General features: G+C 63.5%; 3 protein-coding genes. 1 reads left to right on the forward strand and 2 read right to left on the reverse strand.

What is annotated here, in order from left to right; translation table 11 throughout:
• Positions 1–2052, reverse strand: a 2052-nt coding sequence (locus ACXWUF_RS18135; protein WP_458496013.1) for a glycosyl hydrolase family 57, incomplete at its 3' end; no start/stop codon positions are given.
• Positions 2053–2112: 60 nt separating this feature from the next.
• Between ACXWUF_RS18135 and ACXWUF_RS18140 the strand changes: the two genes are divergently transcribed.
• Entirely contained in the window at positions 2113–2763 is a 651-nt protein-coding gene (locus tag ACXWUF_RS18140) for a thermonuclease family protein (RefSeq protein WP_458496014.1), read from the forward strand.
• A gap of 94 nt (positions 2764–2857) precedes the next feature.
• On the opposite strand, the gene ACXWUF_RS18145 is transcribed toward ACXWUF_RS18140, so the two are convergent.
• Positions 2858–4693 (reverse strand): potassium transporter Kup, encoded by a 1836-nt coding sequence (locus ACXWUF_RS18145; protein ID WP_458496015.1) that lies wholly within the window; start codon positions 4691–4693, stop codon positions 2858–2860.
• Between the last annotated feature and the right edge of the window lie 421 nt (positions 4694–5114).

A 5114-nucleotide genomic window follows, 5' to 3' on the forward strand; every position in this document is an offset into this window, starting at 1 on the left:
CCTTACATCCCCCGCCCCCACCGGCAACTCCACCGTATAGTAATCAGCAGTAATCGCCGCCCCGGTCTCACTCGGATATGCCCCGCGATTCTTCATCGCCAGCACGGTCTCGCCCTTCGCGGTACGCAATACCAGATTCACCCGCCTCACCCCGGAAATATCGAACACAAAGGTATGCACCGTGCCCTCCCGAGGCGCGTCCAGCAGGCAACCCCGCCCCCAGCGCTTGCCGCCCGGATTCTCCGGCGTCACCCACGGCGCGAAAATGGTCGGTCCCGTCCGGTCGGTCCCGGCGGACAACAGCCCATCCAGCGCCGAACGCAGCAGCCGATAGCCCTTGTTGGCCGCGTCGGTCACTTGCTGATCCCACACATGCTGGCCGGTCCAGTACCAATAGCAGCTGGTCTCGGCGGTCAGCATCAACCGCGCCGCCTCATCCAGCCCCGGCAGATTGGGCGCCCGGTCCTCCAGGCTATGAACGATATTCTGGAACGCCGTCAGCACCGCCCACGAATTCAGGTCCGGCGAATACGGCTGATCGTAGCGGCTGAACCACTTCATGAACTGCGGGTCGCCGTTGTCCGCCCCGCTCCACGAGCCGGGTTCGAGGTGAATGGCCCCCGCCGGGTCCGGCGGGAAGCGTTGCAGATAATCCTCCGTGGTGGTCAATTCAAAACGCGGGTCGCCTTGCAGCCAGCGCACCAGCTCGCCGGTGTTGTGCCGATAGTAGCTATCCGCCCCGCCGCCGTGGTTGTCGCCGTCGGAATGCAGCAGGAAGAACGGCGGATGGGCCGGGTCGAAACTGCCGCTCTCCACGATGCGGTTGTAGACCTGCCCCAGCACATCCGGGTATTGCAAGGCGCCGAAGCCGCCCCGCGCATCCTCGTTGCCAATGTAGCGCTCGGCGGGCACGGCGATGATCTTGTGGGTCTGGCCGTCCGGGTCCGTGTAGGCCACGTATTCCGGCTTCAGGAGCGAGGGCGCAACCAGCGAACCGGCCCAAATATTGTGCAGTTGCAGCCAGTCGTTCACCGGCGGATTGGCCTGCTCCGCCGGGTTGGGCGGCAACATGCCCTCGCCGATACCGGCGTAGGGATAATCCTGGCAAGCGCGGAAGCGGTGGATGGAATCGTAAATGACCGCCGTGACGCCCGCTTCCAATAGGGCCGGAATCATGCGGACGTGGAAGGCGGTTTCCGGCGGAAACAGCACCGTGGACGCCTCGGCCCCGAAGGCGCGGCGGATGATCTCCCGGTGCCAGCGGATTTGCCGCACGATGTTCCGGTGCGGAATCAGGGCCATCAGCGGATGGAAGAAGCCGAAGCCGCTGAACGACACACGCGGATTGCCCAACTGGGTCTTCTCGCCCGCGACGCCACGCAAGGCGTTGTTCCAGCCGCCGAAGCCGCCCCCGCACAGGCCATCGTTGGCGCAGCGGTCCAGTTGCTCGATGAGCGAGCCGCTCCAACTGGTGGAAAGCCCGGCATGGGGCAAACCGCCGTGGATGTACTGCCACGCCGCCGCCGGGATGAAATCGGTATAGTTGCCCACCCGCGAACCGAAGATGCCGTCCTTTTCCCCGTCCCAGTAGTTCCGGTCGGTGGTGTTGTAGTACGGCTGGTGCATGTGCTTGTGGATGCCGAAATAGACCTTCACCGCGTTTCCACCCACGGATGCCACCCGCACTTCCGCTTTCGGCTGGGGCGGCGCATCGAGCCGCAGATGGCGGAACTCCTTGATCCAGTCCGCGCCGCCCGCCTGGCCCAGATCGGCCACGCGGCAGCCTTCCACCTGCACGGTGATGTTGCCGCCGCCCAGCAAGTCCGCTGGCACCGAGGCGACGTAGTGGCACTCCTCGTCGGTGGCCGAGACCAAGCGGATGGACTCGCCCTTGATAAGCTTTTGTTGGCCCTGCCCGTGCAGAATGACCTGCGGAAATGGAATCTCCCCGTCGGCGGTGAAGCCCACCCGGAACGCGGGATTCTGGCCCGACGCGCCGCATGACAGCGATTCGGGCCATTCAATCTTCAGAAACTTGGAAAACACACCCATGACAAACTCCCATAGTGACAGTATCCCCCGGCATTTTAGCGATGAAGGAGAACGCTAGCGATGTGGCGCGGCGGCCTGGCTGTTTTACTAAGTATTTTGGGCGGCGCGGTCTGGGCCGAGGATTGGATGGGCCGGGTGGTGGCCGTGCATGACGGCGACACGCTCAGGGTGCTGCGCTATGGCGAGGCTGTGCAGGTGCGGCTGGATGAGATCGACGCGCCGGAACTAGGGCAGGATTACGGGCAGGAATCGCGGCAATCCCTAGCCCGCCTGTGCCTTGGGATGCACGCCGAGGTGCGGGTGCATGGCCAGGACAAATACGACCGGGTGCTGGGCCGGGTGCGGTGCGCGGGCACCGACGCCAACGCCGAGCAGATCAGGCAGGGCAGCGCTTGGTTCTACGCGCAATACAGCCACGACGCGGCGCTGCGGGATTTGGAGGCGGCGGCCAGGGCGCGGGGGATTGGCCTATGGGCCAGCCGACGCCCCACGCCGCCGTGGGACTTCCGCCATGCCAACAAGGCCGAGCCGCATTGGTCGGGTCCATCCGCATCCCAGCACAGCCGCGCTCAATCGGGCCGGTGCGGGGCGAAGAAGACTTGCGGCGACATGACGAATTGCGAGGAGGCGATGTACTACCTCGACCGTTGCGGGCTGACCAAGCTGGATCGCAACCGCGATGGCGTGCCGTGCGAGTCGCTGTGTCGGTGAACATTAAGAACCATATCGTTCGTGGGAGTGGGCTTTAGCCCACGAGGGGCGGCATCAATCGCGGGCTAAAAGCCCGCTCCCACGGGACGGGGACTTACAACACCACCTGCGAACCCAGCTCGATCACCCGATCCGTCGGAATACGGAAATACCCGGCGGCGTTGGAGGTGTTGCGGGCCATGCCGACGAACAGCTTCATGCGCCACAGGGCCATCTTGGCGGTGGACTGGGGAATCAAGGTTTCCCGGCTGAGGAAGAAAGTGGTCTCGGCGAGGTCGATGTCGAATTCGCGGCTGCTGGATTTCAGCACGCGGGGGATGTTGGGCGTTTCCTGGAAGCCATAGTGCAGGACGATGCGGAACAGGCAGTCGCCCAGCTTGATGACTTCCCGGCGCTTCTCCGGGGCGACCCGTGGCACCGGCTCGGTCAGCACGGTCATGATGACCACGGTTTCGTGCAGGACCTTGTTGTGCCGGAGATTGTGCAACAGAGCGAAAGGCACGCCCTTGCGGCTGCCAGTCATGAACACCGCCGTGCCGGGGACGCGGATGGGCGGGTTGGTTTCCAGATTCGCCAGGAACTCCTCGATGGGCATGGCGTCTTCCTGCAACTTGTCCACCATCAGGTCGCGGCCCCGCTTCCAAGTGCTGAGCAGGGTGAACACGCCGCCGCCAATCACCAGCGGGAACCAGCCGCCCTCGAAAATTTTCAGGGAGTTGGCGCCAAAGAACGCCAAGTCAATGGTGAGGAAGCCCAAGGCCACCACGCCACTGAGATAGGGATTCCACTTCCACAGGCTGTACACCACCACGAAGGCCAGGATCGTGTCTATGGCCATGGTGCCGGTGACGGCGATGCCATAAGCCGCCGCCAGATGGGTGGAGGACTTGAAGCCCAGCACCAAGCCGATGATGCCCAGCATCAACGCCCAGTTAATCCAAGGGATATAGATTTGGCCCATTTCCTCCTCGGAGGTGTAATGGATGCTGAGCCGGGGACAGAAGCTAAGCTGGATGGCCTGGGAGGTCAGCGAGAAGGCGCCGGAAATGACCGCCTGGGAGGCAATGATGGTGGCGAGGGTGGCGAGTCCGATCATCAGGGCCAAGCCGCCGGGGGGCACCAGCAGGTAGAACTGGTTCTTCACCGCCGCTGGATCGTGAATCAACAAAGCGCCCTGGCCGAAGTAATTCAGCAGCAAGGCGGGCAGCACCAACAGGAACCACGCCTTGCGGATGGGTTCGCGGCCAAAGTGGCCCATGTCGGCATACAAGGCTTCGCCGCCGGTCACGGCCAGCACCACCGCCCCCAGAGCCAGCAGCCCGTGCCAGCCATGGTTGGCGAAGAAGCGGACGGCGAAGGCGGGGTTGACCGCCGCCAGCACCTCGGGAGATCGAGCCAAGCTACTGAGACCGAAGGCCGCGATACAGCCGAACCAGACAATCATCACCGGCCCGAACAAGGCGCCGACCCGCGCCGTGCCGCCCCGCTGGAAGGTGAACAAGCCAATCAGCACGCCCAGCGCGATGGGCACCACATAATTGTGTAGGCTGGGCTTGAGGACTTCCAAGCCCTCCACGGCGCTCAGCACCGAAATGGCCGGGGTGATGATGCCGTCGCCGTAGAACAGCGAGGCGCCCATGAGGCCCAGCATCATCAGGGCATAGCGGTACGAATCGCGGATTTGGGCCTTCTGCACGATCAGCGACATGAGGGCCATGATGCCGCCCTCGCCCTTGTTGTCGGCCCGCATGATGAACACGACGTACTTGAGGGAGATGACGATGAGGATGGCCCAGAAGATCAGGGACAGGATGCCAAGGACGTTTTCGGGGGTGGGCGGGACGGCGTGGCTGCCGCCGAAGCATTCCTTCATGGTGTAGAGCGGGCTGGTGCCGATGTCTCCGAACACCACGCCCAGGGCGGCAATCACCAGACTTTTTTGTTCTTTTGAATGGGACGGTATGGGAATCGCTGAACTCATCATGTCTGTGTCGAAAGGGTTGCTGGCCCGCCGCTAGGGGACAATCCACGCGGAGCGCCACATGGCTGCACGTTCGGACGCTTCGCCCTCCTTGAGCTTAGACTCCCTTCACCGCGTCCGGGTTTAAGCACAGGCATTAAGTGAAGTGGCCCGCTGGCTTCGCGTCCGCTCAGCCCTTGGAAAAACCTGACTTAATGGCAGTGCCGGTTGGTGGGGGCGAACAATATCCCCCAGTTCCTTCCAAAGCAAGCCACGCGGCACAGGCGGCAGGGCAATCGCGCTATGCCCCTCTGGTCCCCTCTCCAACGGGAGAGGGTTGGGGTGAGGGGATTCCTACCGGTGCTTTGTCGGCCATTGAATGACGTGATAG

This window comes from Methylomagnum sp., assembly GCF_054333355.1.

Coding starts and splice junctions, on each gene's coding strand:
- ACXWUF_RS18140 (WP_458496014.1), top strand. CDS start 2,113: ATGTGGCGCGGCGGCCTGGCTGTTTTACTAAGTATTTTGGGCGGCGCG.